Below are 26,611 nucleotides of genomic sequence, written 5' to 3' on the forward strand. Positions count from 1 at the left end.
TCTATCCTTTCTTTATTCGCCGCGCTCACGGCTGAGATAAAACTCGGCTAACGCAAGATCTTCTGGCTGAGTAATTTTTATATTATTCGCATTCCCTTGAACAAGTGCCGGCTTTTCGCCTAACCATTCCAAAGCCGAGGCTTCATCTGTGATAGTTGCACCTTGTTCTAATGCGTCAGCCAGTGCTTGAGTAAGCTGCTGAGTTTTAAACATTTGTGGAGTTAATGCATGCCACAATGCTTCTCTATCTACCGTATGATCAATATCTTGTGCTGCGTTTGCTCGCTTCATTGTGTCTCTCACTGGAGAGGCAAGGATGCCACCTGTTGGGTGTGCGCTACAAACGTCGATCAAATGGTCAATATCGGATGTGAGTACACATGGCCTTGCTGCGTCGTGAACTAAAACCCACTCACTCTCAAGATGTGTACTTACATAGTTTAGCCCTGAAAGCACAGAATCTGCCCTTTCTTTACCACCAGCCACACGAATTACGTCTGGGTGCTGGGCAATGGACAGTTCAGGGTAGTATGGGTCACCGTCGGTAATAGCTACGACAACCTTAGAAATTTTTGGGTGAGAAAGCAGTTTTTCCACGGTATGTTCCAATACCGCTTTGCCGTCAATCAACAGGTACTGTTTTGGACGGTCTGCCTTCATTCGACTACCAACGCCAGCTGCTGGCACGATAGCAATATGAGATGGTGAAGTAGCCAACATCTTATTGTTCATCCTCACCTACGATTCGGTAGAAGGTTTCGCCATCTTTGACCAAACCAAGTTCGTGACGCGCACGTTCTTCGATCGCATCAAGACCTTGTCGTAAGTCATCAATCTCAGCGAACATCTCGTTATTACGAGCTTGCAGCTTGCTGTTTACTTGCTGCTGCACTTCAATTTCATCTTCTACTGTGTAGTAGTCAGACACCCCGTTTTTGCCAAACCAGAGGGTATATTGAAGCCAGCCAAACAGTAACGTAAGGGCTATAACAAAGATTCGCATATCGTTGCTAACATTCTGTACCGGAAGGGATTAGATAAGGTGACATATATAGCATAAATGCGTGGTTGGCTCTAGGGCAGAAAAAGAGACTCACACGCTCCTTACAGGAAAAAAGCAGCAAAATGAAACAAAGAGACTTCCCTACTCTCTCCCTCCTCGTTCTATCGAATGACAAATGAACGTGAGCGAAAGACTTCAAAAGCAAAGCCTGTTCTCATATATCCAAGTGAACTGCTCTCGAAGAGCCAAGTCCGCTCCCGCCTCTAGACGCAAAGCCTTCCCATATATCAGATACAAAAACACCTCGCCAAAGCAGGGTGTTTTAAAAGCTTTAAGTTAAGCGGTTAACTCAGTTAAGAATTAAGCTTGACCTTTAACTTCTTTGAGACCGCTTCCTTGAAATATGGAGGAGCGCGCTCACTTAGAGCTTCCGTCATATAAAAAAACGCCCCGCAAGTGCGAGGCGTTTTCAAGAACTTTAAGTTAAGCAGTTAACTCAGTGAAGAATTAAGCCTGGCCTTTAACTTCTTTGAGACCGCTTCCTTGAAACATGGAGGAGCGCGCTCACTTAGAGCTTCCGTCATACAAAAAAACGCCCCGCAAGTGCGAGGCGTTTTTAAAAGCTTTAAGTTAAGCGGTTAACTCAGTTAAGAATTAAGCTTGACCTTTAACTTCTTTAAGACCGTTGAAAGGAGCGCGCTCACCTAGAGCTTCCTCGATACGGATTAGTTGGTTGTACTTAGCAACACGGTCAGAACGGCTCATAGAACCAGTTTTGATTTGACCTGCAGCTGTACCTACCGCTAGGTCAGCGATAGTTGCATCTTCAGTTTCGCCAGAACGGTGAGAGATTACTGCTGTGTAACCTGCGTCTTTAGCCATCTTGATTGCAGCTAGAGTCTCAGTTAGAGAACCGATTTGGTTGAACTTGATAAGGATAGAGTTTGCTACGCCTTTCTCGATACCTTCAGCAAGGATCTTAGTGTTAGTAACGAATAGGTCGTCACCTACTAGTTGAAGCTTGTCACCTAGTAGTTCAGTTTGGTGCTTGAAGCCAGCCCAATCAGACTCGTCTAGACCGTCTTCGATAGAAACGATTGGGAATTGGTTAGCTAGCTCAGCTAGGTAGTGGTTGAACTCTTCAGAAGTGAAAGTTTTACCTTCGCCTTTCATGTTGTAGATGCCAGCTTCTTTGTCGAAGAACTCAGATGCAGCACAGTCCATAGCTAGAGTAACGTCTTTACCTAGTTCGTAACCAGCAGCTGCAACAGCTTCTGCGATAACTTCTAGAGCTTCAGCGTTAGACTTAAGGTTAGGAGCGAAACCACCTTCGTCACCAACTGCAGTGCTGTAGCCTTTAGACTTAAGAACTTTAGCTAGGTTGTGGAATACTTCAGCACCGATACGTAGACCTTCTTTAAGAGTCTTAGCACCAACTGGTTGGATCATGAACTCTTGGATGTCAACGTTGTTGTCTGCGTGCTCACCACCGTTGATGATGTTCATCATTGGTAGAGGCATAGAGAACTGGCCAGCTGTGCCGTTTAGCTCAGCGATGTGCTCGTATAGAGGCATGCCTTTAGCTGCTGCAGCAGCTTTAGCGTTTGCTAGAGAAACAGCTAGGATAGCGTTCGCACCGAACTTAGATTTGTTTTCAGTGCCGTCTAGTTCGATCATTACTGCGTCGATTGCAGCTTGGTCTTTAGCGTCTTTGCCAACTAGAGCTTCAGCGATTGCGCCGTTTACAGCTTCAACAGCTTTAAGAACACCTTTACCTAGGAAACGTGCTTTGTCACCGTCACGTAGCTCAAGAGCTTCGCGAGAACCAGTAGATGCGCCAGATGGAGCTGCTGCCATACCTACGAAACCGCCTTCTAGGTGTACTTCAGCTTCTACAGTTGGGTTACCACGTGAGTCGATGATTTCACGACCTAGAACTTTAACGATCTTAGACATTAATGTTTCCTCTCGTTTCAAATATAAATGTCAATTTTAAAGGGCAGCAGTACAACCTTTGCCGCTGCCCGTATCCTTTTACTTCTCGAATTCGCCGCGAGCGTTTTGGCCTGCAGCTTTAACGAAACCTGCGAATAGTGGGTGACCATCGCGAGGCGTCGAGGTGAATTCTGGGTGGAATTGAGCCGCTACAAACCATGGGTGAGCTGGGTTCTCAATCATTTCCACTAGTTTCTTGTCCGCTGATAGGCCAGACACTTTCAGACCTGCTTTTTCGATTTGCGGGCGAAGATTGTTGTTTACTTCGTAACGGTGACGGTGACGCTCATGAATTGTCGCGTTGCCGTATAGTTCACGAGCTTTGGTACCTTTCTCTAGGTGACATAGCTGTGAACCAAGACGCATCGTACCACCTAGGTCAGACGTTTCAGTACGTTCTTCAACTTTACCTTCGCCGTCTACCCATTCAGTGATCAAACCTACCACAGGGTACTTAGTGTCTTTGTTAAATTCTGTTGAATGTGCACCTTCCATACCCGCTACGTTACGCGCGTATTCGATAAGTGCTACTTGCATGCCTAGACAGATACCTAGGTAAGGTACTTTGTTTTCACGAGCGTATTGTGCTGCACGAATCTTACCTTCGATACCACGGTCACCGAAGCCACCAGGTACTAGGATTGCATCTAGACCTTCAAGTACTTCTACGCCTTTCGTCTCAACATCTTGAGAGTCTACGTATTTAATTGTGACGTTTAGACGGTTTTTCAAGCCTGCGTGTTTAAGTGCTTCGTTTACTGACTTGTAAGCATCTGGTAGTTCGATGTATTTACCGACCATACCGATAGTTACTTCGCCAGTTGGGTTCGCTTCTTCATAGATAACCTGTTCCCATTCAGACAGGTCAGCTTCTGGTGCGTTGATACCAAAGCGAGCACAAACTAGGTCATCTAGACCTTGAGACTTAACAAGTTGAGGGATCTTGTAGATTGAATCTACGTCCTTCATTGAGATTACCGCTTTCTCAGGAACGTTACAGAATAGCGCAATTTTCTTACGCTCGTTCGCTGGGATCATACGATCAGAGCGGCAAACAAGAATATCTGGTTGGATACCGATAGATAGCAACTCTTTAACAGAGTGCTGAGTTGGCTTAGTTTTCACTTCACCTGCAGCTGCTAAGTAAGGAACTAGCGTTAGGTGCATGAACATTGCGCGTTCACGGCCTAGTTCTACAGCAAGCTGACGGATAGCTTCCATAAATGGTAGTGATTCGATATCACCTACCGTACCACCGACTTCAACGATAGCAACATCATGGCCTTCAGAACCAGCGATTACGCGGTCTTTGATAGCGTTAGTGATGTGAGGGATAACCTGAATGGTTGCACCTAGGTAATCGCCGCGACGTTCTTTACGTAGTACGTCTGCATAAACACGACCAGCAGTGAAGTTGTTACGCTTAGTCATCTTGGTGCGGATGAAACGCTCGTAGTGACCAAGGTCAAGGTCAGTCTCTGCGCCATCTTCCGTAACGAACACTTCACCGTGTTGAGTTGGGCTCATTGTGCCTGGATCAACGTTGATGTAAGGGTCAAGCTTCATCATAGTCACTTTTAGACCACGAGCTTCTAGAATAGCTGCAAGAGATGCTGCTGCAATACCTTTACCTAGAGAGGATACAACCCCGCCAGTAACAAAAATGTAATTTGTCGTCATGTTTAACCTGAAATTGGTTGAATGAGGGAAATGGAGTGCTTCTGGACGGGACGTAAATATACCAGAAGCTCCTAACCGCCACAACGTGAAATCTATCACACCGTAATTTTTTATTTTTTGCTTCAAATCAAAGTCGAGTATTCATGCAATTTCAGCTTTGCTCTTCTCGTTTCACTTCATCCCACATGGAATCGAGTTCATCTAGAGTAAAGTCTGTGAGCTGCTTACCGTGCGCTGCAACTTTAGTTTCCACGCCTTTAAAGCGTTTCGAGAACTTTAAGTTGGCTTTTGCCAGTGCCACTTCAGGGTCTTTCCCTAGGTGGCGAGACAGGTTCACGGTAGCAAATAAAAGATCGCCTAATTCAAGTTCGACTTTTTCCTCATCTGGAGTAATTTGAAGCGCTTCTTCCATCACCTCTTCAATTTCTTCCTGCACTTTTCCGACGACAGGGCCAAGCGAGTCCCAATCAAAGCCGAATTTTGCGCACTTTTTCTGGATCTTTGTAGCACGCGAAAGCGCAGGTAGAGAGTTTGGTATTGAGTCTAGAATACTTTTTTCAGCTTTGCCTACTTGCGCTTTCTCTTTGGCTTTTTCCGCCTCCCAATTAGCGCTAATAGCCTCTTCAGAATCGAACTCTACTTCTGAAAAAACATGTGGATGGCGACGCGTCAGTTTCTCGTTAACGGTTTCCACCACATCAGAAAACTCGAATAGTCCCTGCTCTTTCGCCATTTGGCTGTAGAAAATCACTTGGAACAATAAGTCACCCAACTCTTCTTGCAAGTTCGGCCAATCGCGGTTTTGAATCGCATCCACCACTTCGTAGGTTTCTTCAATGGTGTGAGGAACAATGGTGTCGAAGGTCTGCTTTAAGTCCCAAGGGCAACCGCTTTTTGGGTCACGCAACTTCGCCATGATTTGTTCTAACTGTTCAATTGGATGACTCATTTTCTGTTCCTTTAAACCTTTCTATCTAAAGAAAAAGGTGAGCAGCCAAAACCACTCACCTTTAATTTGTTTTCTAACTGTTTTTACTAAGTAGTTGGTTCTTCTGGCAAGGCAGCAAACTTAGGAGACCCATGAGCATAGCTTGTCTATGAGATGGGTCTGGGCCGGCATTCCGGATATAAGTGCAGCTAACGCCGCTAGAAAGCCAAATACGACGTAAGAATTAGCCTAAGCGTTTCACCGACATGACATCCTTGATCTGCTCAACACGTTTTGAGACACGTGAGAACACTTCAAGGTTGGTCACTTCAAGATCGAAGTCCATGATCGACATTTGCGTGCGGTAATCGACACGGCTCTTCATGCTGGTGACTTTGATTTTCTCGTTCGCAAATAGCGTTGTGATGTCTTTAAGAAGACCGCCGCGCTCCATTGCTTCAACACGAACCGTCAAGATGTAAGAACCGACAAAGCCGCTGCCCCAGACGGTATCGATGATACGTTCTGGTGCGTGATGACGAAGCTCCTCAAGTTGCTCACAGTCACTGCGGTGCACCGAAATACCACGACCTTGGGTGATGTAACCTGCGATTTCATCACCTGGGATAGGCTGACAACAGCGCGCTAGATGCGTCATTAAGTTATCAACGCCTTCCACTACGACCGCATCTTTCTTCGGACGACTCTGTGCTGGCGCGCGACTTTCTGCTTCTTGCAGTTTTTCTAGCGCTTGCTGGTCTTCTTCTTCCGCGGTTGGCTTATTCACTAACGCGTTGATGTGGTTGATGATCTGGTTGATACGCAAGTCACCACTACCAATACCAACATACAACTCATCAGCACTATTAACGTTAAAGCGTTTCAGCGCGTAGTTATCGGCGTCTTTCAGTGTCGCGCCGATTTTCGCCAGTTCGTGTTCTAGAATTTCACGACCCGCTTCTAGGTTCTTCTCACGACTTTGCTTGCGGAACCATGCGTTGATCTTCGCACGCGCTCGGCTTGAAGTCACAAAGCCTAGCGACGGGTTTAACCAATCTCGTGAAGGGTTTGGTTCTTTCTGGGTGATGATTTCAACCTGATCGCCCATTTGCAGTTTATGAGTGAACGGTACGATACGACCCGCTACTTTGGCACCGATACAACGATGCCCCACTTCTGAGTGAATGTGGTAAGCGAAGTCTAATGGGGTTGCGCCCATCGGTAGGTCGACGACATCACCACGTGGAGTAAAGGCATACACGCGGTCATCAAATACCTGACTACGCAGCTCATCCAACATCTCGCCAGAGTCGGACATCTCTTCTTGCCAATCCAGTAGCTTACGTAGCCACGTGATCTTCTCATCGTAACCGCTGCGGCTGCTTGCGCCTTCTTTGTATTTCCAGTGCGCTGCAACACCTAGCTCCGAGTCTTCGTGCATCTCTTTAGTACGAATCTGGATCTCGATGGTCTTGCCTTCAGGGCCAAGAATCACGGTATGGATGGACTGATAGCCATTTGGTTTCGGGTTCGCAACGTAGTCGTCGAACTCACTTGGTAAGTGTTTGTATTTGGTGTGAACCACACCCAGAGCGGCATAACAGTCTTGAAGTTTGTCAGCGATGATACGTACCGCACGTACGTCAAACAATTCATCAAACGCCAGACTCTTCTTCTGCATTTTGCGCCAGATACTGTAGATGTGCTTCGGACGACCACTGACTTCTGCGTTGATGCCGCATACGGTCATTTCTTGAGTAAGGTCGTCGACAAAGTCTTTGATGTATTGTTCACGGACAATACGACGCTCAGCCAATTGCTTCGCGATTTGCTTGTAGGTTTCTGGTTGTTGGTAGCGGAAGGCGTAATCTTCGATTTCCCACTTCAACTGACCAATACCAAGGCGGTTTGCCAGAGGCGCATAGATGTTTGCACACTCTTTTGCCGCTGCACGACGAACTTCGTCCGGCGCTTTTTTTACTTCAATCAGGTTGCAGATACGTTCTGCCAGCTTGATGACCACGCAGCGGAAATCATCCACCATGGCCAACAACATACGACGAACGTTATCTACTTGAGACGAGGCAGCACCACCATCCATTGTTACATTCAGTTGACCAATCGCCGCCATTTCGTCGACGCCATCGATCAGCTTAATGATTTCTTTGCTGTATTTTTCCTCAAGGAGTTCTCTATCAAAAGCACCGCTTGAGACCAAAGGGAACAGTTGCGCAGCGACGAGTGTCGCTTTATCCATCGACAAGGTGATCAAGATTTCGATCATCTCTCGTCCACGCCACAACAAAAGCTCCGCCTGCTCGTGGTTCGCCAAAATCGATTGGCAATCACGATACACTTCGGTTAAGCGTTTCGCTGTGTTCTTCTCTTGACCTAGGCTAGCCACCCAGTTTTCAAGTTCAAACTGTTCATCTTGGTTTAAATGCGCGCTTCTTACCGCAACCATCTCATCATCCTAATTATTATATTTGTGTGGTTTGACTAACACCATCCAGGTTAGTTCTTGTGCCAAGCTTTAAGCGTTGGCTTATTGACCACCCACCACGTGTAAGTGATCAACAAAGTCCCAATTATCAGGACTTTTCAAACAGTGCCATCGATTCTAGATGGCTGGTATGAGGGAACATGTCCAGCATACCTAATTTGGTTAATTGGTAGCCTTGCTCCAGCAAGCTCTGGCTATCCCTTGCAAGGGTAGCAGGATTACACGAAACATAAACTACACGCTGTGCGCCAAGCGCAGAAACTTGATCGATGATCCCACTCGCGCCAGCGCGTGCCGGATCGAGCAGCACTTTGTCGAATTGTTCAGCCGCCCAAACTTGCCCTTCAAAATCTTGCTCAAGGTTAGCGTGATAAAATTGCGCGTTATTGATTTGGTTCAAAGATGCATTATTTGCCGCCTTTTCCACCATTTCTGCCACGCCTTCTACGCCAACTACGTGCTTTGCACGCTTCGCGATAGGCAAACTGAAGTTACCCAAGCCACAGAACAAATCTAACACTCGTTCGTCACTTTGTGGGTCTAACCACTCTACTGCCTGAGCGACCATTTTCTGGTTTACCGCTTGGTTAACTTGAATAAAGTTATTTGGCGTAAATGGCACGGTGACACCCGCTTCTTGATAGAAAGGCACTTCACCTTCAATCAAATCAAGCTGATCGGTTTCTGGCATCAAGTAGAGCGATGCATTGTGACGCTTCGCCAATTCCACCAACGAGTTGGTTTCTTTTTCAGTCAGTTTGCTTAGATGACGCAATGTGATGCATGGACCGTTGTCGCCTAGCACCAACTCTACGTGACCAAGTTGCTCTGGCTTCTTAAACGCTTTTAACGTCGAGTAGATTTCTGGCAATAGCACATTCAACTCAGGTGCGAGCACTGGGCAGTCCGTCACTTGCGCAATTTGCTTACTCTGTTTCTTACGGAAACCAAAGTGCAACTGACGAGTCTTTTTATCCACGAACAAGCTCACACGAGCACGGCGACGGTAGCCAAGAGACTCACCTAACACAGGCGCATCCAACTCGATATCACTGCCGGCAAATTTTCTCATCAACTGACGAAGCGTTTGCTGCTTGTGCGTCAATTGTTGGTCATAGTTCAGATGCTGCAGGTCACAGCCACCGCATTCATGGTAATGCGGACAAAATGGCTCCACGCGAGCGTCACTCGGTTTAAGGATTTTAATCAACTTACCGCGAGCGAACTTGCTCTTTTCTTCCACCAATTGGGTTACCACTTCCTCACCCGGTAGGGCACCATCAATAAACAATGGTTTTTTCTTAAGGTAAGCAATGCCTGCGCCGTGGTGATCCAAACGCTCTACTTGCACCGCTTGGTGGCGGGTATTCAGTTGCGTTTTCTTTTTAGGTTGAAAGATACGTGCCATGCTCTGTGCCTGATTTGTGTCTAATTGCTCTACTGCTTCACTATTCTTGATTGCAGCCGTTGTGTGATTCGAGTGACTTGATTATGCTTACCGTTTATCCGGTGACGTCACTTCTTTGCTCAAGGCTTTATCGTGCGCTTGAGAAATAATGCGTTATTTTCCCATATCCAGACTCCGATGTAATTAGATAACATGACCAGATATGGCTTAAGAGCACGTGTAATTACACTAACTCTCGCTCCCACTCTCATTATTGGTTTATTACTGAGCGGCTTTTTCTCATTTAACCGCTACCAAGACCTCGAGAAACAAGTTATCACCACAGGCAATAGCATTATCGAACCGCTTGCGATTGCCAGTGAAACTCACCTACTTTCCGAAAGTCGCGAAGCCGTTCGTCGCCTTATCAGTTATGCCCACCGCAAAAACTCGAAACTGGTTCGTAGTATCGCGGTGTTCGATGAAAATCATGAGCTTTTCGTCACTTCTAACTTCCATCCCAATTTTGAAGCTCTGATGTTCCCGAAGGATAAGCCTATCCCTCAATTAGGCAATTCGGAAATCTTCGATAACTCGCTTATTCTGCGCGTGCCGATTCTATCTGAAGGTCACTATCTTTCGGAGCTCTCAAATGAGAATCAGGGCACAAAAGCCATCGGCTACATCGCAGTGGAAATGGATCTTTCGTCACTTCGATTACAGCAATACCAAGAAGTGTTCTCTGCGTTCTTGGTGTTGATCCTCGGTCTTGGTCTCGCGAGTGTATTCGCCTCTCGCCTCATGCATGATGTAACCCAACCGATCACCCACATGAAGAACGTGGTTGACCGCATTCGTCGTGGTCACCTTGATGTGCGTATCGAAGGCAAAATGCACGGTGAGTTAGACCAGCTGAAAAACGGTATCAACGCCATGGCGGTCTCGCTGTCGGAATACCACGTTGAGATGCAGCACAGTATAGACCAAGCGACGTCAGACTTGCGTGAGACTCTGGAACAGCTAGAGATTCAAAACGTGGAGTTGGACATCGCGAAGAAGCGTGCCCAAGAAGCAGCACGTGTGAAATCCGAATTCTTGGCGAACATGTCTCACGAACTTCGTACTCCGCTGAATGGTGTGATCGGCTTTACCCGTCAAATGCTGAAAACACAGCTTTCAAACAGCCAAACGGATTACTTGCAGACCATTGAGAAGTCCGCAAACAACCTACTGAACATCATTAACGACATCCTCGACTTCTCGAAACTGGAAGCCGGTAAGCTAGCACTGGAAAACATTCCGTTTGAATTCCGAGAGAGCTTAGAAGAAGTGATCAACCTACAAGCCACCAGCGCGCACGAGAAAGGTTTGGAGATCACCTTGAAAGTGGATCCGAAGATCCCGCAAGGCTTGGTGGGTGACCCGCTTCGTATCCAACAAATCCTTACTAACTTGGTCGGTAACTCCATCAAATTTACTGAGCGCGGTAATATCGACATCAGCGTTGAGATGCGCTCACAATCTGGTGATTCGGTCGAACTGCAATTCATGGTGCGTGATACTGGTATTGGTATCTCTGAGCGTCAGCAAGCTCAGTTGTTCCAAGCGTTTAGCCAAGCGGATGCAAGTATTTCACGTCGCTATGGTGGTACCGGTCTTGGTCTGGTTATCACTCAAAAACTGGTAAGCCAGATGGGCGGTGAAATCAGCCTAACCAGTCGCCTACACCAAGGTTCTACCTTCTGGTTTACGGTTCGCTTGCACTCAACTGAAATGCCAATGAGCGATCTGATTGAAGTCGAACTACTAACTGGTAAACAATTGCTGTTGGTTGAACCAAACATGCAAGCGGCGTCGGTGACACAGCAGATCCTAAGCCAAGAAGGCATTCTGGTGACCTACCGCTCTTCGTTGCCAGAAAACGACGAGAACTACGATTACGTCTTGTTGAACTTGGCTGCCAACCAAACCTACGACGAACAGTCGGTAGCAGCTTGGATTGAACAAGCAAAACGCATGGCGCCGAGTGTGATCATGGGTACGCCGAGTACCGAACTGGCACTGGCAGACCAAGTGATGAACGATCATCAGATCCAATGTCTGACCAAGCCATTATCACGTCGCAAGCTTCTACAAAGCCTGATCACAGATCACGTCGAAACGCCTCAGGCGGTGATTGCACCAATTGAGCCAGTGGTGAATGAACGCTTACCACTTACGGTGCTTGCAGTCGACGATAACCCAGCTAACTTGAAACTGATCTCTGCGCTATTGAAAGAGCGTGTAGAAACGGTAACGGCGTGCAGCAATGGTCAGCAAGCGGTGAATCTTGCGACTGAGAAGAAATACGATCTGATCTTCATGGACATTCAAATGCCATTAATGGACGGCGTGACGGCTTGTCAGCATATTAAAGAGCTAGAGCTGAACAAAGACACCCCAGTGATTGCGGTGACCGCGCATGCCATGGCGGGCGAGCGTGACCGACTATTAGCAGCGGGAATGGATGACTACCTAACCAAGCCAATTGAAGAGCATGTACTGCAACAGGTTTTGGTTCATTGGAATCCAAATACCTGCACTGAGAGTGTCGACAAGATTGCACCTTCGTATGTCGAACCTGTTGTGGAAACTGCGCCACCAGCACCAGAAAAACCGCAGCAAGATGTCATCATCGACTGGCAAGCAGCGTTAAAACAAAGTGCCAATAAAGAAGACTTAGCCAAAGACATGCTGCGCATGCTGATTGATTTTATTCCTGAGGTGGAAGAAGTGGTCGATCAAGCATTAGAGCAAGAAGACTTCTCGCGTGATGACCTTATCCATGTAGTGCATAAACTTCACGGCAGCAGCTCTTACTGCGGCGTGCCAAGATTAAAGTCATTGTGTGCAACCTTGGAACAAGCGCTGCGCTCAGGGGCTAGCATTGAAGACATCGAGCCAGAAATGTTTGAACTGCAAGATGAGATGATAAAGGTCACTAGCACCGCGAAACTCTATCTTGAGCAGTAGAGAATGAGAGCATAAATCAGAGCAATAAAAAAGCCAGAGCATCGACTCTGGCTTTTTCGTATTCGGTTATTAATCCGTAATCAGGCTAAGTTAGGATTCAAAAATCACCGTCGCAACGGCGTAATGACGTTCATCCGAAATGGACAGATGAACATGATTGACGCCCATCGACTCAGCGATTTGCTTCGCCACACCGGATAAGGTCAGTACTGGTTTACCAAACTCATCATTCGAAACCGTAAAATCATGAAAGGTCACGCCTTTTGCGATGCCAGTTCCTAACGCTTTTGAGGCCGCCTCTTTTACTGCGAAACGCTTCGCAAGGTAACGCCCTTTTTGCTTCAATTCAGCAAACTTTATCATTTCATCTTGCGACAAAATGCGCTTTGCGAAGGGTTCACCAGTACGACCGAGCGCTTTTTCAATGCGCTCAATCTCTGCGATGTCAGTGCCTAATCCTAAAATTGCCATGCTTAAATCTGATTACTTACGAGCCGCAACCATGATGGCTTTCATTTCTGCCACAGATTTTTCTAGACCATCGAAAACGGCACGACCAATGATCGAGTGACCGATGTTTAGCTCGTAGATTTCTGGTAGAGCTGCGATTGGTGCAACGTTGTGGTAAGTCAGACCGTGACCTGCGTTTACGATGATACCTAGGTCATCAGCGTAGCTAGCGCCTGCTGCGATCTTCTTCAGCTCATCTTGCTGATCTTCTTCTGTTGTCGCGTCTGCGTAGTGACCAGTGTGAAGCTCAATGTAAGGTGCACCACAAGCTTTTGCCGCATCGATCTGTTGACGGTCAGCATCGATGAACAGAGAAACTTTGATGCCCGCTTCAGTTAGCTTTTGCGTTGCCGCTTTCACTTTCTCAAGTTGACCGACAACATCCAGACCACCTTCTGTTGTCAACTCTTCACGTTTTTCAGGAACCAGACAAACGAACTCAGGCTTAGTTTGTAGCGCAATCTCAACCATCTCGTCCGTTACTGCCATTTCAAGGTTCATGCGAGTTTGAATGGTTTCACGTAGGATGCGAACATCACGATCTAGGATGTGGCGACGGTCTTCACGTAGGTGGATGGTAATACCGTCAGCACCTGCACGCTCTGCGATCTCAGCAGCATGAACTGGATCTGGGTATTTAGTACCACGTGCATTACGTAGAGTGGCAATATGGTCGATATTAACGCCTAAGTAGATTGAGCTCATTTTCCGTTACTCCGTGCTCGATATGTCTGAATGAATAATTCGCGACTTTTTAAAGGTTTGCCGCCAAGATACGGCTTTAATGCCATACGTGTAAAGCGTTTCGCCGCTTTTAATTGCTCTTTAGTGACGAATCGCCGTTCGCTAATCGCAATCAATTCATTACCTAAAAATGTCAGGTTGTCGCGCCTTACTGAAGCTATGAATCCCTTTTGTTCACGATAACGGTAAGTCATCTCAGGATCGACAGGCTCACCTGTCCCGGCGCAATGCAAGAAATCGACGCCATAGCCCATTGAAGACAGCAGGGCCAATTCAAAACGACGTAACCCCGGTTCAGGATTATCACTCTGAGCCAATTCCGTTAGTGCATGCAGATAATCATGAAACAGCGCAGGCATCGGCACTTCCGCCATTAACACGCGCCCGACTAATTCATTTACGTACATCGCGGAATAAAGGTTTATCCCGAACAGCGGCAAGCCCAAACTGATGGGCTCAGCCTGACGTAAGGTTTTCATCGAACCTTTTCCGGACCATTTCAGCAATAGCGGCGTGAAGGGCTGTAATGCCCCTTTCAGATTGGAGCGTTTGCTGCGCGCACCTTTCGCCATCAACGTGATACGACCATACTCCTCGCTGAATACATCAAGGATTAAGCTTGATTCACTGTAAGGGCGTCGGTGCAAGACAAAGCAGCGTTGGAAGCCTTCTGAAGACTGGTTGCTCATTTCAATCAGTGTGCCTAAGTCGGTAATAAAAAATAAGGAGCCAAGTGGCTCCTTATTTTAATCGATATTATATTTTAGTCGATGTTGGAACGAAGTGTCTTCGTTACCAAACTTACAAGCAACCAAACTTATAGGTCGTCGATGTAACCCAGTGAGCGCAGTGCACGTTCGTCGTCTGCCCAGCCAGATTTCACTTTTACCCAAGTCTCTAGGTAAACCTTACGACCGAATAGTTCTTCCATATCTAGACGTGCTTCACGACCAATTGTCTTGATCTTCTCACCGCCTTTACCAATCACCATTTTCTTCTGACCATTACGTTCAACAAGAATCAGGGCGTTGATATGGAAACCGTCAGTTTCTGGGTTGTAATCGAAACGCTCAATCTCAACCGTTACCGAGTATGGCAGCTCTTCACCAGTAAAACGCATCAGCTTTTCACGCACGATTTCAGACGCCATGAAACGCTGAGAACGGTCGGTTACGTATTCTTCTGGGAAGTGATGCGTTGCTTCTGGTAAGTGATCGCGAACATGCTTGCGCAGAACATCGATGTTCTTACCTTGTTTTGCAGAAATTGGCACAACGTCAACGAAGTCCATCTTCTTAGACATGTCGGCCATGTGCATCATCACTTCGTTACGATCTTGCACGTTGTCTACCTTGTTCACACAAAGTACAACTGGGAAGTTCGACTTTTGAAGCTTAGTCAGCACCATCTCGTCGTCTTTGGTCCAATGCGTACCATCGACCAAGAAGAAGACTAGGTTCACATCACTTAGAGATGAGTTTGCTGCACGGTTCATCAAGCGGTTAATCGCGCGCTTCTCTTCAATGTGAAGTCCTGGCGTATCTACGTAGATCGCTTGGTAATCGCCGTCGGTGTCCACACCCATGATGCGGTGACGAGTCGTTTGCGGCTTACGAGATGTAATCGAAATCTTCTGACCAAGAATTTTGTTTAGAAGCGTCGATTTACCAACGTTTGGGCGACCAACAATCGCAATAAAGCCACAGTGCTGGTTTTCTGGTGAACTTACTTCACCATTGGATGCAAAAAATGCATCGATATCGAATTCGTTATCAGCCATTTGTTAATTGCTCAAGTGCTGTTTCAGCAGCCGCTTGTTCTGCCTTGCGGCGGCTGGTGCCTTTACCAATGACAGGCTTATCCACACCTGCTACGTCACACTCAACCGTGAACTCTTGGTTGTGCGCTTCACCTTTAATATTAGTCACTGTGTAGACAGGCAGTGGTTTTCTTCTGCCTTGCAGGAACTCTTGTAGGCGAGTTTTTGGATCTTTTTGTGATACGCCAGGCTTGATGGCTTCAAGACGCGAGTTGTACCAGCTCAGTACAATACCGCGCACGGCTTCAATATCACTATCAAGGTAAATCGCACCAATAATGGCTTCTACCGCATCGGCTAGAATAGAGTCTCGGCGGAATCCGCCACTCTTCAATTCACCTGGACCTAATTTTAAATAATCTCCTAGATCGAATTCACGACCCAGTTCCGCCAATGTGTGCCCACGTACCAAAGTAGCGCGCATACGGCTCATGTCACCTTCGTTCACTTTCGGGAAGCGATGGTACAGATCATCAGCGATGACAAAACTTAAAATTGAATCGCCCAGAAACTCAAGACGTTCATTATGCTTGCTGTTGGCGCTGCGGTGAGTCAGCGCCAAGTTGATAAGCCCAGCATCCTTAAATTGGTAGCCGAGCTTTCTCTCTAGTTTATCAATTGGAGAATTCATACTCTCTCGATATGTAATGGTTAGTGAATACCACCGACGCGGTTAAAACGCACACCAGTTGGAATCCATGAAGGTAGAACGCTGTCTGCGCCACGATCAAACTCGAAGCTGATCCAGATCGCGACAGCTTTACCGACTAAGTTTGCTTCTGGAACAAAGCCCCAGTAACGGCTATCAGCACTGTTATCACGGTTATCACCCATAACAAAGTACTGACCTTGTGGTACAACCCATTCGTTAACTCCTGGACGTGGCTGGTAGTTCTGCACACGGTCACGAGCGAGCGGGTTCACCAAAACTTGGTGTTCCACTTCACCCAGTTTTTCATTCATCTGAATCAGAGGAATGCCATTTTGGATGAATTGGCTCTCTTCAACATTGCTCAATTTGACTGGCTTACAAGATGATTCACCTTTCGATTGAATACATACCTGTTTGTCCGCAGAGTAACGCACGGTATCACCAGGCAAACCAACCACACGTTTAATGTAGTCAATGTTTGGCTGTGGTGGGTATTTGAATACCACGATGTCGCCACGCTCAGGCTTGCCAGTTTCCACTAGCTGCGTGCGCCATACTGGGTCTTTCAATCCGTATGCGTATTTCTCAACCAAAATGAAGTCACCTACTAGCAGAGTAGGCATCATTGAGCCTGAAGGGATTTGGAACGGTTCATAGATAAAAGAACGTAATACCAGTACGAATGCAATCACTGGAAAGATAGAGACGCTGTTCTCTACCCACCAAGGTTGGCTTTCTACTTTTTGTAGCGTCACCGCATCCAGACCATTTGCTGTTTGCGCTTGGATCTCCGCTACCTTTGCTTGACGTTTTTTCGCAAACACCAGCTTTTCTAGTAACCAAACTACGCCAGTTACCAAAGTCACGATAACTAGAATCAGTGAGAATGTATTCGCCATTAAATTCCCTTATCTAAAAATACGAAAGTGAAAGAGCCGAAACCCTTTCACTTATTTTACTATCTAACGTCTTATGACAGACAAGAGTACGAGATAGTTCAACTCTAGTCTTTACCAACGTGAAGAATTGCTAGGAACGCTTCTTGAGGCAGTTCTACGTTACCGATCTGCTTCATACGTTTCTTACCTTCTTTCTGTTTCTTCAGAAGTTTCTTCTTACGGCTCACGTCACCACCGTAACATTTCGCGATTACGTTCTTACGTAGCTGTTTCACGGTAGAACGCGCGATGATGTGGTTACCGATAGCCGCTTGGATCGCGATGTCGAACATCTGACGAGGGATGAATTCTTTCATCTTCTCTACAAGCTGACGACCACGAGTCTGAGACTGATCTTTGTGCGTAATCAACGCTAGCGCATCCACTTTGTCGCCGTTCAGTAGTACGTCTACGCGTACCATGTTCGATGCTTCAAAGCGTTGGAAGTTGTAATCCAGAGACGCATAACCACGTGATGTAGACTTCAGACGGTCAAAGAAATCCAGTACTACTTCTGCCATTGGAATATCGTAAGTAACGGCTACTTGGTTACCGTGGTAAACCATATCTACCTGAGTACCACGTTTCTCAACACAAAGTGTGATTACGTTACCTAGGTAATCCGCAGGTACTAGGATGTTACAACGCGCGATAGGCTCACGGATCTCTTCGATGTCGTTAACCGCTGGTAGTTTTGCCGGGCTATCAACATACAGAGTCTCGCCGTTTGTTTGCTCAACTTCGTAAACTACGGTTGGTGCCGTTGTAATCAGGTCTAGGTCGTATTCACGTTCTAGACGCTCTTGGATGATTTCCATGTGCAACATGCCAAGGAAACCACAACGGAAACCAAAGCCTAGTGCTGCTGAGTTTTCTGGCTCGTAGAATAGCGATGCGTCGTTAAGGCTCAGTTTACCTAGTGCGTCACGGAAGTTTTCGTAATCATCAGAAGATACTGGGAAGAGACCCGCGTATACCTGAGGTTTTACTTTCTTAAAGCCTGGTAGTGGCTTCTCGCTACCGTTTTTCGCTAGTGTCAGCGTATCACCTACTGGCGCGCCTAGGATGTCTTTGATACCACAAACTACCCAGCCTACTTCGCCAGTACGCAGAACATCAGTGTCCACTTGCTTAGGCGTGAAGATACCTAGACGGTCTACACCCCAAGTTTGGCCTGTGCTCATTACTTTGATCTTGTCGTTTTTCTTCAGTGAGCCGTTTTTAATACGAACCAAAGAAACAACGCCAAGGTAGTTGTCGAACCATGAGTCGATGATCAGCGCTTGAAGTGGCGCGTCTGGATCACCTTCTGGTGCTGGAATTGCTGATACGATGTTTTCTAGAACGTCATCTACACCGATACCTGTCTTTGCAGAACAGCGAGTAGCTTCCATTGCATCAATACCAACGATTTCTTCAATTTCTTCCGCTACACGCTCAGGATCAGCCGCTGGTAGGTCAATCTTGTTCAGGATTGGCACAACCTCTAGATCCATTTCGATCGCGGTGTAACAGTTAGCTAGCGTTTGAGCCTCTACACCCTGACCTGCGTCAACCACCAGTAGCGCACCTTCACAAGCGGCTAGAGAACGTGATACTTCGTACGCAAAGTCAACGTGTCCCGGAGTATCGATGAAGTTCAACTGGTACGTTTCGCCGTCTTTAGCGGTGTAGTTCAGCGTCACACTCTGAGATTTGATGGTGATACCACGCTCACGTTCAAGATCCATAGAATCCAGAACCTGTGCGGCCATTTCACGATCGCTTAATCCACCACAAACTTGGATTAGACGGTCAGATAGGGTCGACTTACCATGGTCGATGTGGGCGATAATCGAAAAGTTACGAATGTGCTTCATAGATTTAGGGTGACTAACTCTTTACAAATAGGGACAGTAAGAAAGCCGTCAGTTGACGGCATTTCAATCAAGTTGGCAGATTCTACCCAATTTCGTTAACGGGCGCACCTTATTTAAAGTTTAGAACTTATTGAATAGGTTCACCGAGAACTCGAATGAGGGTGACTTGACGTTTGGACTCATCTTCTAGCGGGCGTGACACACGTTTTGCGAGCCACATACCACCAGCGGCAAACAATACCGAAGCGAGGATGGTAATACCCTCTCCGCCAGCGGTTAAAGGCGCAAGCAGGAAGTTGCCAATCACGGCACCGAGAATCAAACCAAATAGAGGAAGAAGGTAGACCGCCATGGCTGATTTGATCAGGCTTGCTTCAGGGAAGCCAATTTCCACCACCTGGCCAACTTTGACGGATTTTGGGGTACGCAAATGCCACGACAGCGTTTTGTTACCGATGGCTTTGGTAACCACGCCAGTGCCGCAGCTTTTTTGCGATGAACAACTGCTGCAACTGGTCTGTTGCTCGCAGCTGAGATCGACATCATATTGCTGACCGTGACGGTGAACGCCCGTCACGGTAGCCAATGCAGTCATCATTGCACTTCACTCTTTGTTACATTAAAAGTGACCGATTGTGCGATGCGCTGAGCCGTTGTTGGTGGGATATCACCTACAACAGAGATTTCGTGGTTGCCGTTAATAAAGCTATGTAGAGTGCGACGACCTTGACGAACCAGCTGACCTTTCAGCGAATGCTCATCTTTGTTCGCCACATACACAGAGAAACTAAACAGCCCATCTGAATACAATTGGCTTTCTACCATTTGATCGGTCACGGCCATACGGTAGCGATTCAATTCATTTGGTTGGAAACCTTCTGGTATCCAGCCCACAGTCCAATCACTAGTGCCGATATCGCCTTTCGGCATGGTCAAAACACCAGGTAATTGAACCTCTTCCAAACCACTCATCAGCTCGCCAATTTTAGGGTTCACTGAGTAAGAGATAGTTCGGTACTGTTCAAGCATTTCACCATCGCGATCGACCAGATCAGCACGCAGTGGCAACTTACTCTTCTCATCAATCCACAACACATAAGAATAACGCAGGCCATCTTTTGGCACGATACGTAGCACTTGTGTTGGTACACCTGCTTCACGGGCACGACCTACTTTTACATAGTCGTAGTACAAGTTTAGCTCGTCGATGTTCGCGTTCAGCATCGGCATGATTGGAGCAACCATTTTACCCGATTCGATGGTAAACGGTTCCGCGCCGGTTTCGATGTAGCTTACTTCAGTGCCGCGACGAATAACCTCACGCACAGGACCGCTTAGATACACAAGATGTGCGTACTGGTCTTTGTCGTGAGTCGCATGACGATACAGCAAAGGTTCAATGCTGTTCTTTTTGATAAGGATATAAGAGAGTTCGTAGCTTAAATTCTTGCTCGCCTCGCTCATTTGATGCAATAAAGCCTCCGCTGGCTTATCACCAGCAAAGGCTTGCGAAGACATCAGACTGAACAGAGCGCAAGCGCTGATCAGAAATTTTTTCATTCAATATCCGGAGTCAGATGTGCATCTTGCTGAGACGCATCACTGTTAATTCTTAGCTGCAGTTCGTAGTCACGAAGCATAGCATGAACGCGTTTGCGTTGCTCTTGCATATTTGCTTCACCAACCGAACGCTCTACGGATTCACGCGTCAAGCTTACTGGTTCAGCACTGCCAGCGAATGGCACAGTTTGAAGCACAGGAAGTTGATCGGCTTGTGGCGACATTGGGTCACTACCACCGTATTGTTGCACACCTAAAATCACAACGAGTGACACACACGCAGCGACCGCAACTTGACCAAACTGGGTCAACCAAGCTGGCAATTGGCGTTTCGCTTTTTGTGGCTCTGGTTGCGACTCTTTTGGCGCGTCGTTAATTGAAATCACGTTTGCACTGCGCGAATCGATAGCACGATGCACAGGCTCGTCTTCTAACGCTAACGCTACGCTTTCAGCAATATTCCACTCAGGCTTTGCTGGCGCTTCGCCTCGCATCACATCACCAATCAGGTGATAGTTCTGCCAAGCATCACGGCTCTCTTGGTCTTGCTCTAATTCTTGAATTAAAGCCTTATCGACCAATTCTCCATCCATGAGAGCTGAAAGTTTTTCTTTGTCAGCCATTATTTTCACCATAGTTATCACTTGTACTAGCGCTGCAAAAGAGGTTTGATTTTCTTTTCCACCGCCTCACGAGCACGGAAGATACGTGATCGTACCGTTCCCACCGGGCAATCCATTACTTCAGCAATTTCCTCATAGCTTAAGCCGTCAAGCTCACGCAGAGTCATTGCCGTTTTCAAATCTTCAGGTAAGGCTTCGATTGCGCTGAACACTACCCGTTGCAATTCTTTGGACAACGTTAAGTTCTCAGGGTTCGAAATTTCTTTCAGTGCATTACCTGTTTCGTAAAATTCAGCATCTTCAGCATCAACATCCGTCGCAGGCGGTCTACGACCCTGAGCAACGATATGATTCTTCGCAGTATTCACCGCAATGCGATACAGCCAAGTGTAAAACGCACTCTCCCCGCGAAAACTAGGGATAGCTCGGTAAGCCTTGATAAACGCTTCTTGTGCTACATCTGGAACATCGCCAGGATTACTTACGTATCTGGAAATAAGATTACATACCTTGTTCTGATACTTTGTTACCAGCAGGTTGAATGCTTGCTTATCTCCATTCTGAACTCGCTCAATCAATACTTGATCGGTCAGCTGCTCGTTCATTCGAGCGGATACTCCTATTTGTTATGCCCCTACTCTTCTCAGATATGGGTACTAATTATGCAAAACGTAGTATTGACACCACTGCTTACTTGAGCACTTAGTATTGACACCACTGCTTACTTGAGCACTATTGTGACTCCGACGTGAATGAGAAAGTTCCATAGTTTCTCAAATTTTTTGTCATTGTTTTTTCACAGTGTGATGTCACTAGCCAAATCCCTCGCCACGTCTGAATTACGTCTCGTTTTGACAAGCGAGCATAGTGTTGGGGAAATGGGTATAATGGATGATCTCTGTCCCAGATTGTGCTGGGTAGAGCCTAGAAAAGCAATGGCATTGACAAACTATTACTTTTTGTTGGCACGGCTAATGGCCATCTGAACAACGCGTTTAAAATAAAACTCAGGAAGCATTCGCATGTCATCGACATGCAAAAATAAGAGTGGCACAAGTCACCAGAGTTGCGGTGATTTAGATACCTCCCAACTTAGCCCTTAGCGACGGATGTCGCGTTAATGGATGCACATGGTGTGCAAAATATACACAAGGTAGCCTTGTTACCTTAGCTTGGGATTGTAAAAGTAATATGAACACAAATCGTGAACATGAATGTGATGTGTTAGTGGTAGGGAGTGGCGCCGCGGGCTTGTCGTTGGCTTTACGTGTCGCAAACCACTGTAAGGTGATGGTTCTAAGTAAAGGACCACGTAGCGAAGGTGCGACGTTTTACGCGCAAGGTGGTATCGCTGCAGTATTTGATGAGTCGGACACCATTGAGTCTCACGTTGAAGATACACAAATTGCCGGAGATGGTATCTGTGACGAAGAGACGGTTAAATTCATCGCGGAAAACTCAAAAGAGTGCGTGCAATGGTTGATTGATGGTGGCGTGCCATTTGACCGTGAAGACGATGATTCTGACGAAGAACCACGTTATCACCTAACTCGCGAAGGCGGACACAGTCGTCGCCGTATTTTGCACGCAGCCGATGCAACTGGCATGGCAATGCAAACTTCTCTTCAAGACAACGCACACAGCCACCCAAACATTCATGTTCTTGAACGTCACAATGCTCTGGATTTGATCACCGAAGATAAAATTGGCGGCGACAAAAACAAGATCATTGGTGCTTATATTTGGAACCGCAACGAAGAACAAGTTGAAACTGTTCGTGCAAAATTTGTTGTTCTCGCAACGGGCGGCGCTTCCAAAGTTTACCAATACACCTCTAACCCAGACGTCTCTTCTGGTGATGGTATCGCAATCGCGTGGCGCGCAGGTTGTCGCGTTGCGAACATGGAATTCAACCAATTCCACCCGACCTGTCTGTTCCATCCAGAAGCGCGCAACTTCCTACTAACAGAAGCGTTGCGTGGTGAGGGTGCGTACTTACGTCGCCCTGATGGTTCACGCTTTATGCCGGATTTTGATGAGCGTAAAGAGCTTGCTCCGCGTGATGTCGTGGCTCGCGCGATCGACTTCGAAATGAAGCGCTTAGGTGCTGACTGCATGTATCTCGACATCAGCCATAAGCCAGCGGATTTCATTACTAAGCATTTCCCAACCATCTACTCTCGTTTGATGGATTTGGGTATCGACATGACTAAAGAGCCAATCCCAATCGTACCTGCGGCGCACTACACATGCGGCGGCGTCATGGTCGATCAAAACGGCCATACCGATCTGAAGAACCTCTACGCTATTGGTGAAGTGAGCTACACAGGCTTGCACGGCGCGAACCGTATGGCATCGAACTCGCTACTTGAGTGTGTGGTTTACGCATGGTCGGCAGCCAAAGATATTCTTAAACATCACAACGAAGTAGAACTAGCACCGCAGGTTCCATGTTGGGATGAAAGCCAAGTCACCAACAGTGATGAAGAAGTGATCATCCAACACAACTGGCATGAGCTGCGCCTATTTATGTGGGATTACATGGGTATCGTTCGTACCGATAAGCGCCTTGAACGTGCACTGCGCCGTATCCAGATGCTGCAACAAGAAACGCACGAGTACTACAGTCACTTCCGCGTATCAAACAACTTGCTAGAGTTGCGTAACCTTCTGCAAGTCGCAGAGCTAATGGTGCGTTGTGCGATGCAGCGTAAAGAGAGTCGCGGTCTGCACTACACCTTGGATTATCCAAACCAGCTAGAAAACAGCGGCCCAACGATTCTTACGCCAAACAAATAGCTCTGACACTAAAAAGTAACCGTCAGATACAAGATCAAATGGGAGCTTCGGCTCCCATTTTCCATTGTCGTAATATCAAACACAGTTGACGATATTCCACGTCTTCACAACTGTCTCGCCAAATCGTGACTTTCTCACCCGACGCTAATTCAAACGTGACTTTGAACGCCACCGCCGACACATCAACGCTCGATATTGTCGAAGTTTGTTTGTCATTGCGTACTGTGCCATCACGATGCAAATACCAACCACTACAGGCTGAAGGTACGACAAAGCCACCTTGCAATTGGCAACGGATAATCAGTAGTAACAGATAAGTTGATAAGACGAGTGGGATATCAGAGCAGATAACCGCCCAAACGCAACCTAGGAGAAGAAGTTGGTTGGCAATTTGGGCGTATAGAGAAGTGTTAACCTTAAGATTAACGAACCTTGCTGAGGTTGTGTGCGACAATTTTATCGACCATCGATGCATGACCTAGGTTTTCGCTGCGACCGTGGCCCATCACCCAAGTAAACAGATCGGGATCATCGCATTCTAGTAGTGAGACGAAATCACGCTGCTCTTGCTCATTTAGTGCATCAAAGCACTCTTCAAAAAACGGCATAATCACCACGTCAAGCTCAAGCATGCCACGACGACAAGCCCATTTAATACGCGCCTTTTCTTCCGCAGTGTACATTCAGTATTCCTTCATAGATGTCTTGTTCTTAGTGCGGAGTGTAACAAGGGATGTGCAACGTCACTAGTGTGCGGGTCACAATATGTAGCCAAGTCGCTGCAAATCCTGAACGCATTTAATAAACAAACGTTCAGCAAAGCCAAACACCTTAAAATTGAGTGGATATATTGAGTGCTGACAAATGCCGATTCTGCATTTAACATAGCTGAAAAATATCTTCAAAAGGCATTGTAATCATGGAATGGCAAACTCGCTTTTCACCGCTGAACCTATCGACACAAGACGCACTACCTGAGCTGTCTATCTCGCTATTGGATAACCTAGGCATGCTCACCATGGTTGGAGACGACAAAAAGTCGTACCTACACGGTCAAGTTACCTGCGATGTGGTTTCTCTTGAGAAAGACCAATCAATGTTGGGTGCCCATTGTGATGCGAAAGGTAAAGTGTGGAGTGTCTTCCGCCTATTCCACCATAACGATGGCTATGCAATGGTTCAGCCGAAATCAGCGATTGAAGTGGAACTAAAAGAAATCAAAAAATACGCGGTGTTCTCGAAAGTGACCATCGAACAATCAAACGACATCATGCTGGGTGTTGCTGGTGAGAATGCAGATGCGTTCATCTCAACACTAAATGCTGATTCTGGCGACGTGCGTACAGTTGAAGGTGGCACTGCAGTCAAAGTTGCTTCAAACCGCTGGTTGCTTGCGCTTACAGCAGAAGCAGCACAATCGTTAGTGGAAGATAGCAAAGCAACACTGACAACCCATGAGCTTTGGACCCGTTTCGATATTGAAGCCGCACTACCATACGTGGCAGCAGATGCGCAAAACGAGCACATCCCACAAGCACTAAACCTACAAGCGCTTGAGGGCATCAGCTTTACGAAAGGCTGCTACACAGGTCAAGAAACCGTAGCGCGCGCGAAATACCGCGGCACCAACAAACGTGCAATGTACATTGTTAAAGGTGCAACCGCTGAAGCCTTAGGTGAAGGTGCAATCGAATTGGAACGTAGTGTCGGTGAAAACTGGCGTTCAGTAGGCGCCTTGCTCACACATTACCAATTCAGCGACAACCAAGCGATGGGGCTCATTGTATTGCCAAACAACCTAGACGATGACACTCGTCTGCGCTTGGTTGCTCAACCTGAGTGTGAATGGGAAATCGCACCACTGCCGTACAGCCTTGACGATGAGTAATACCATTCATACCCCTTTGATGCAGTTTTTGGCGGACCAGAACATCGAGTTTCGCCTTCTTCCTCATCAAAGACCTGCAACAACCATTGAGGATGCCGCGCAACAACGTGGCATTCGCCCTTCTCAAATGGTCAAAGCGATTCTTTTGCGCGATATGGGGAACCAATATGCGCTTGCTTGTGCACCAGGTGATCGTAGCGTTGATCCAAAGAAGGTGCGCGCATTACTGCAGTGCCGTCGTATGACGTGTGTTGATCAAGCAGACGTAGAAGCGATTACCGGATACAAGATTGGTACTGTCACACCACTACTCCTAAAACGCTACATGCCTATCGTATTTGACCCAAGTTTGCTTGAAGAAAAAGAAATCACCATTAGCAGCGGAGATCGTATGGCTGGCTTAGCACTATCCATCGATGATCTAATCCAATTATGCCAACCAACCATGGCTGATATCTGTCGCTAACATGTAATCAAGCGCAGGATTCTCACTCCTGCGTGATCTCACTCATATCTCTCCGATTACATTTAAGAATTTTTAATCATTTTTTAAAACATAAATAGTCACACATAAAAAACTCGTATATGCTGAATTCGTTGGTTAAGTTTTCAACAACGACTTAGCCAGCGTAAAGTGAATCTGCTGACTTGTATGACAGCGTTCATTAAGTCAGTCGTCCACTTTTGTGTAATGCATCTGTGACTATTCGC

24 protein-coding genes are annotated in these 26,611 nt (G+C 46.8%); 4 read left to right on the forward strand and 20 right to left on the reverse strand.

The genetic code is table 11. The features are described from left to right. Positions 1–12: 12 nt before the first annotated feature. The 7 genes from ispD to rlmD form a co-directional block, all read right to left on the reverse strand. Positions 13–720, reverse strand: a complete 708-nt coding sequence (ispD, locus tag ATB78_RS24785; RefSeq protein ID WP_061010912.1) for a 2-C-methyl-D-erythritol 4-phosphate cytidylyltransferase — start codon at positions 718–720, stop codon at positions 13–15. A 1-nt stretch (position 721) separates the two neighbouring features. Next, complete coding sequence (gene ftsB, locus ATB78_RS24790; protein WP_005436434.1) at positions 722–1,003, reverse strand: cell division protein FtsB; 282 nt, start codon at positions 1,001–1,003, stop codon at positions 722–724. Positions 1,004–1,657: 654 nt separating this feature from the next. Next, a complete protein-coding gene (gene eno, locus ATB78_RS24795; protein WP_005425372.1) occupies positions 1,658–2,959 on the reverse strand; it encodes a phosphopyruvate hydratase in 1,302 nt (433 codons plus the stop codon). 78 nt (positions 2,960–3,037) lie between these two features. Beyond that, positions 3,038–4,678, reverse strand: coding sequence for a CTP synthase (locus ATB78_RS24800; RefSeq protein ID WP_009707596.1), 1,641 nt, complete (start codon positions 4,676–4,678; stop codon positions 3,038–3,040). Between the two features lie 151 nt (positions 4,679–4,829). Then, positions 4,830–5,627 carry a nucleoside triphosphate pyrophosphohydrolase gene (gene mazG, locus ATB78_RS24805; protein ID WP_061010899.1) on the reverse strand — a complete coding sequence of 266 codons (798 nt, stop codon included), beginning with the start codon at positions 5,625–5,627 and terminating at the stop codon, positions 4,830–4,832. A gap of 223 nt (positions 5,628–5,850) precedes the next feature. Further along, the gene (gene relA / locus ATB78_RS24810) at positions 5,851–8,070 is read right to left on the reverse strand and encodes a GTP diphosphokinase (protein WP_005436441.1); all 2,220 of its coding nucleotides are present in this window, start codon (positions 8,068–8,070) and stop codon (positions 5,851–5,853) included. Between the two features lie 127 nt (positions 8,071–8,197). Next, positions 8,198–9,517, reverse strand: coding sequence for a 23S rRNA (uracil(1939)-C(5))-methyltransferase RlmD (rlmD, locus tag ATB78_RS24815; protein ID WP_061010900.1), 1,320 nt, complete (start codon positions 9,515–9,517; stop codon positions 8,198–8,200). A 192-nt stretch (positions 9,518–9,709) separates the two neighbouring features. On the opposite strand from rlmD, the gene barA reads away from it, so the two are divergent. Continuing rightward, positions 9,710–12,508: a two-component sensor histidine kinase BarA gene (barA, locus tag ATB78_RS24820; RefSeq protein ID WP_045395389.1), complete on the forward strand. Its 2,799-nt coding sequence runs from the start codon at positions 9,710–9,712 to the stop codon at positions 12,506–12,508. A gap of 90 nt (positions 12,509–12,598) precedes the next feature. Here barA and acpS read toward each other — a convergent pair whose 3' ends face one another. From acpS to rpoE, 11 genes are all read right to left on the reverse strand, one after another. Beyond that, entirely contained in the window at positions 12,599–12,979 is a 381-nt protein-coding gene (gene acpS / locus ATB78_RS24825; protein ID WP_009707600.1) for a holo-ACP synthase, read from the reverse strand. Positions 12,980–12,991: 12 nt separating this feature from the next. Then, entirely contained in the window at positions 12,992–13,723 is a 732-nt protein-coding gene (pdxJ, locus tag ATB78_RS24830; protein WP_005426507.1) for a pyridoxine 5'-phosphate synthase, read from the reverse strand. Continuing rightward, entirely contained in the window at positions 13,720–14,451 is a 732-nt protein-coding gene (recO, locus tag ATB78_RS24835) for a DNA repair protein RecO (protein ID WP_005426504.1), read from the reverse strand. Before recO ends, pdxJ begins: the two co-directional genes overlap by 4 nt. A 128-nt stretch (positions 14,452–14,579) precedes the next feature. Next, positions 14,580–15,542, reverse strand: coding sequence for a GTPase Era (era, locus tag ATB78_RS24840; RefSeq protein ID WP_005436447.1), 963 nt, complete (start codon positions 15,540–15,542; stop codon positions 14,580–14,582). Continuing rightward, positions 15,535–16,212, reverse strand: a complete 678-nt coding sequence (gene rnc / locus ATB78_RS24845; RefSeq protein WP_005436448.1) for a ribonuclease III — start codon at positions 16,210–16,212, stop codon at positions 15,535–15,537. The genes era and rnc overlap by 8 nt, the downstream gene beginning before the upstream one ends. 20 nt (positions 16,213–16,232) lie before the next feature. Continuing rightward, positions 16,233–17,132, reverse strand: a complete 900-nt coding sequence (gene lepB / locus ATB78_RS24850; RefSeq protein ID WP_005436449.1) for a signal peptidase I — start codon at positions 17,130–17,132, stop codon at positions 16,233–16,235. 104 nt (positions 17,133–17,236) lie between these two features. Further along, on the reverse strand, positions 17,237–19,030 hold the full coding sequence (gene lepA, locus ATB78_RS24855) for a translation elongation factor 4 (protein WP_005436452.1): 1,794 nt from the start codon (positions 19,028–19,030) through the stop codon (positions 17,237–17,239). Positions 19,031–19,157: 127 nt separating this feature from the next. Further along, positions 19,158–19,628 (reverse strand): SoxR reducing system RseC family protein, encoded by a 471-nt coding sequence (locus ATB78_RS24860; RefSeq protein ID WP_033005323.1) that lies wholly within the window; start codon positions 19,626–19,628, stop codon positions 19,158–19,160. Next, positions 19,625–20,590 (reverse strand): sigma-E factor regulatory protein RseB, encoded by a 966-nt coding sequence (rseB, locus tag ATB78_RS24865; protein ID WP_009707602.1) that lies wholly within the window; start codon positions 20,588–20,590, stop codon positions 19,625–19,627. Before rseB ends, ATB78_RS24860 begins: the two co-directional genes overlap by 4 nt. Further along, positions 20,587–21,213, reverse strand: coding sequence for a sigma-E factor negative regulatory protein (locus ATB78_RS24870; RefSeq protein ID WP_005449785.1), 627 nt, complete (start codon positions 21,211–21,213; stop codon positions 20,587–20,589). The genes rseB and ATB78_RS24870 overlap by 4 nt, the downstream gene beginning before the upstream one ends. A 26-nt stretch (positions 21,214–21,239) precedes the next feature. Continuing rightward, a complete protein-coding gene (gene rpoE / locus ATB78_RS24875) occupies positions 21,240–21,818 on the reverse strand; it encodes an RNA polymerase sigma factor RpoE (protein WP_005436461.1) in 579 nt (192 codons plus the stop codon). A gap of 586 nt (positions 21,819–22,404) precedes the next feature. Between rpoE and nadB the strand changes: the two genes are divergently transcribed. After that, the gene (nadB, locus tag ATB78_RS24880; RefSeq protein ID WP_005436463.1) at positions 22,405–24,012 is read left to right on the forward strand and encodes an L-aspartate oxidase; all 1,608 of its coding nucleotides are present in this window, start codon (positions 22,405–22,407) and stop codon (positions 24,010–24,012) included. A 34-nt stretch (positions 24,013–24,046) separates the two neighbouring features. On the opposite strand, the gene ATB78_RS30175 is transcribed toward nadB, so the two are convergent. Continuing rightward, positions 24,047–24,487: a protein YgfX gene (locus ATB78_RS30175; protein WP_346393702.1), complete on the reverse strand. Its 441-nt coding sequence runs from the start codon at positions 24,485–24,487 to the stop codon at positions 24,047–24,049. Next, positions 24,435–24,695, reverse strand: a complete 261-nt coding sequence (locus tag ATB78_RS24885; RefSeq protein ID WP_005429937.1) for a succinate dehydrogenase assembly factor 2 — start codon at positions 24,693–24,695, stop codon at positions 24,435–24,437. The genes ATB78_RS30175 and ATB78_RS24885 overlap by 53 nt, the downstream gene beginning before the upstream one ends. Positions 24,696–24,931: 236 nt before the next feature. Here ATB78_RS24885 and ygfZ point away from each other — a divergent pair, with 236 nt between their 5' ends. Continuing rightward, a complete protein-coding gene (gene ygfZ, locus ATB78_RS24890; protein WP_061010901.1) occupies positions 24,932–25,900 on the forward strand; it encodes a tRNA-modifying protein YgfZ in 969 nt (322 codons plus the stop codon). After that, positions 25,893–26,366 carry a YbaK/EbsC family protein gene (locus ATB78_RS24895; protein ID WP_038891909.1) on the forward strand — a complete coding sequence of 158 codons (474 nt, stop codon included), beginning with the start codon at positions 25,893–25,895 and terminating at the stop codon, positions 26,364–26,366. Before ygfZ ends, ATB78_RS24895 begins: the two co-directional genes overlap by 8 nt. Positions 26,367–26,611 lie beyond the last annotated feature (245 nt).

Origin of the sequence: Vibrio sp. CUB2, from assembly GCF_001557945.1 — a bacterium.
GTDB lineage: Bacteria > Pseudomonadota > Gammaproteobacteria > Enterobacterales > Vibrionaceae > Vibrio > Vibrio owensii.

Excerpts from the sequence above, each read along its gene's own strand:
- ATB78_RS24870 (WP_005449785.1), bottom strand. The coding sequence starts at position 21,213 with ATGGCTGACAAAGAAAAACTTTCAGCTCTCATGGATGGAGAATTGGTC.
- ygfZ (WP_061010901.1), top strand. The coding sequence starts at position 24,932 with ATGGAATGGCAAACTCGCTTTTCACCGCTGAACCTATCGACACAAGAC.
- rseB (WP_009707602.1), bottom strand. The coding sequence starts at position 20,590 with ATGAAAAAATTTCTGATCAGCGCTTGCGCTCTGTTCAGTCTGATGTCT.
- ATB78_RS30175 (WP_346393702.1), bottom strand. The coding sequence starts at position 24,487 with ATGCATCGATGGTCGATAAAATTGTCGCACACAACCTCAGCAAGGTTC.
- ispD (WP_061010912.1), bottom strand. The coding sequence starts at position 720 with ATGTTGGCTACTTCACCATCTCATATTGCTATCGTGCCAGCAGCTGGC.
- lepB (WP_005436449.1), bottom strand. The coding sequence starts at position 17,132 with ATGGCGAATACATTCTCACTGATTCTAGTTATCGTGACTTTGGTAACT.
- ftsB (WP_005436434.1), bottom strand. The coding sequence starts at position 1,003 with ATGCGAATCTTTGTTATAGCCCTTACGTTACTGTTTGGCTGGCTTCAA.
- rlmD (WP_061010900.1), bottom strand. The coding sequence starts at position 9,517 with ATGGCACGTATCTTTCAACCTAAAAAGAAAACGCAACTGAATACCCGC.
- pdxJ (WP_005426507.1), bottom strand. The coding sequence starts at position 13,723 with ATGAGCTCAATCTACTTAGGCGTTAATATCGACCATATTGCCACTCTA.
- mazG (WP_061010899.1), bottom strand. The coding sequence starts at position 5,627 with ATGAGTCATCCAATTGAACAGTTAGAACAAATCATGGCGAAGTTGCGT.
- ATB78_RS24800 (WP_009707596.1), bottom strand. The coding sequence starts at position 4,678 with ATGACGACAAATTACATTTTTGTTACTGGCGGGGTTGTATCCTCTCTA.
- era (WP_005436447.1), bottom strand. The coding sequence starts at position 15,542 with ATGGCTGATAACGAATTCGATATCGATGCATTTTTTGCATCCAATGGT.
- relA (WP_005436441.1), bottom strand. The coding sequence starts at position 8,070 with ATGGTTGCGGTAAGAAGCGCGCATTTAAACCAAGATGAACAGTTTGAA.
- eno (WP_005425372.1), bottom strand. The coding sequence starts at position 2,959 with ATGTCTAAGATCGTTAAAGTTCTAGGTCGTGAAATCATCGACTCACGT.
- ATB78_RS24885 (WP_005429937.1), bottom strand. The coding sequence starts at position 24,695 with ATGTACACTGCGGAAGAAAAGGCGCGTATTAAATGGGCTTGTCGTCGT.
- rnc (WP_005436448.1), bottom strand. The coding sequence starts at position 16,212 with ATGAATTCTCCAATTGATAAACTAGAGAGAAAGCTCGGCTACCAATTT.
- acpS (WP_009707600.1), bottom strand. The coding sequence starts at position 12,979 with ATGGCAATTTTAGGATTAGGCACTGACATCGCAGAGATTGAGCGCATT.
- lepA (WP_005436452.1), bottom strand. The coding sequence starts at position 19,030 with ATGAAGCACATTCGTAACTTTTCGATTATCGCCCACATCGACCATGGT.
- rpoE (WP_005436461.1), bottom strand. The coding sequence starts at position 21,818 with ATGAACGAGCAGCTGACCGATCAAGTATTGATTGAGCGAGTTCAGAAT.
- ATB78_RS24860 (WP_033005323.1), bottom strand. The coding sequence starts at position 19,628 with ATGATGACTGCATTGGCTACCGTGACGGGCGTTCACCGTCACGGTCAG.
- recO (WP_005426504.1), bottom strand. The coding sequence starts at position 14,451 with ATGAGCAACCAGTCTTCAGAAGGCTTCCAACGCTGCTTTGTCTTGCAC.
- ATB78_RS24895 (WP_038891909.1), top strand. The coding sequence starts at position 25,893 with ATGAGTAATACCATTCATACCCCTTTGATGCAGTTTTTGGCGGACCAG.
- barA (WP_045395389.1), top strand. The coding sequence starts at position 9,710 with ATGACCAGATATGGCTTAAGAGCACGTGTAATTACACTAACTCTCGCT.
- nadB (WP_005436463.1), top strand. The coding sequence starts at position 22,405 with ATGAACACAAATCGTGAACATGAATGTGATGTGTTAGTGGTAGGGAGT.